The sequence below is a fragment of the Micromonospora orduensis genome, from assembly GCF_006228125.1.
In the GTDB taxonomy this organism is placed as follows: Bacteria; Actinomycetota; Actinomycetes; order Mycobacteriales; family Micromonosporaceae; genus Micromonospora; species Micromonospora orduensis.
Genome location: NZ_VDFY01000017.1, coordinates 1 through 1595 on the forward strand (window position 1 = coordinate 1; position 1595 = coordinate 1595).

At 70.7% G+C, this 1595-nt stretch carries 1 protein-coding gene; it reads right to left on the bottom strand.

Translation table 11 applies throughout. The features are described 5' to 3' along the window. Positions 1 to 8 precede the first annotated feature (8 nt). The gene (locus FHG89_RS00105) at positions 9 to 1481 is read right to left on the bottom strand and encodes an NF041680 family putative transposase (protein WP_139581809.1); all 1473 of its coding nucleotides are present in this window, start codon (positions 1479 to 1481) and stop codon (positions 9 to 11) included. Positions 1482 to 1595: the final 114 nt, after the last annotated feature.

Sequence of the window (1595 nt, forward strand, 5' to 3'; positions counted from 1 at the left end):
CTTGATCTTTAACCTGTGCGTCGTGGCCTCGGGCTATTCGGGGTCTTCGTTTTCTTGGTGTTGCTGTTCGGCTTGTTGCTGGTGGCGGCTGTGACGATGTGGACGTCGTGGCGGGCGGCTCGGTGGCGGTTGGGGTGTCCGGGTGGTCGTCCTGGGCCTGGTCGGCTCGGTTTCGGTGCGGCGGCGGGGCAGCCGGCTTTGGCGCGTAGGTGCCGAAACGCGCGGCGGACGCGGGCGGGTGAGAGCCGTTCGGGTGGTGCGGGGCGTTCCCAGGGCCGGCGGAGGTCGCTGGCGGCGGTGCGGGCCAGCCGGAGTTGGGTGTAGGCGGCCAGCACGAGCCAGGTCCAGCGGTCGGCGGCGTGGGGGTCGCGCAGTTTCGGGCTGGTCCAGCCGAGGGTTTGCTTGAGCATGCGGAAGGTGTGTTCGATGTCGAAGCGGCGCAGGAACGCCTGCCAGAGCAGGTCAACCTCGGCGTCGGTGGCGGTTGCCTGCGACCACCACAGCCAGACCGGTTTCGCGGTGGCGCCGCTGGGCAGTCGGTCGACGGTCAGCAGGATCACGGTGCCTTCGATGATCGGTAGCGGGCCGTGTTGGGCGGTCCAGGCGGTGCGGTGGGTCAGCCTGGGGTGCAGCCGGTGCCAGGCTCGCGCGGTCGCGGTGCCGTAGAGGCGGGTGTCGGTGGTCGTGGCGACGTCCGGGTCGCCCCAGCTGGCGGGGTCGCCGAAGATGAACTCGCCGCCGTGCCTTCGTGGGCGGCCGGTGGTGGCGGGCAGCCGGGGTGGCGCGGGCCGGCGCAGCACCCGGTCGGACCGCATCCGCACCAACACCTGAACGGGTAGGTCGGCCAGCAGGAACGCCAGCCGGGGCCCGTCGTAGCCGGCGTCCGCGACGATCCACACGTCCGGATCACCGGGCTGCCACTGCCCGGCAGCGATCAGCCGCCGCACCACGTCTCGTAACTGGCCGGCGGTGACCGTGGCGGCGTCGTCGCCGGGCGCCAGCCGGCGGGCGTCCAACGGCGCGGTCCACGAGGTGCGCCCGGCCTCCAGGGCGGTGACGAACGAGTACGGCCAGCCCGGAACCCCGATGTGGGTGTCCTTGCCACGCCCGTAGGTGTGGCACAGCACCCGCTCCGGGCAGGTGTGCGCCTCCGGGCGCAGCCAGCACGTCACGTCTACCGCCAGGACGATCCGCCCGTCCGCGGCCCGCGGCAGCGGCACCGCCGCGACCGCGGTCCGCAGCCGCTCGATGTCGATCCGGCCGCGGTTCAACGCCGCATACAGCGAGCCGTGACCGCGGCGGTGCTCACCCACCAGCGACAACTCGACCAGCGAACGCACCGGCGCATCCCCGCACAACAGCGCGTCCGCCAGCTCGAACAACGCATCCCCACGAGCGGTCAGACAACGATGGAACTCACGCCGGAACGCGGCCAGCCGCCCGACCGCGTCGAACGCTCCGCCATCGTGCACACTGATCACCAGACAGCCCTTGGTTTGCGATCTTCTTCCCTAGACAAGAGGAATGATCGATCAAGGGCTGTCGTCATGATCAGCCGGGGTCGATACCACCGCCCAGCAGGTTAAATATCAAGC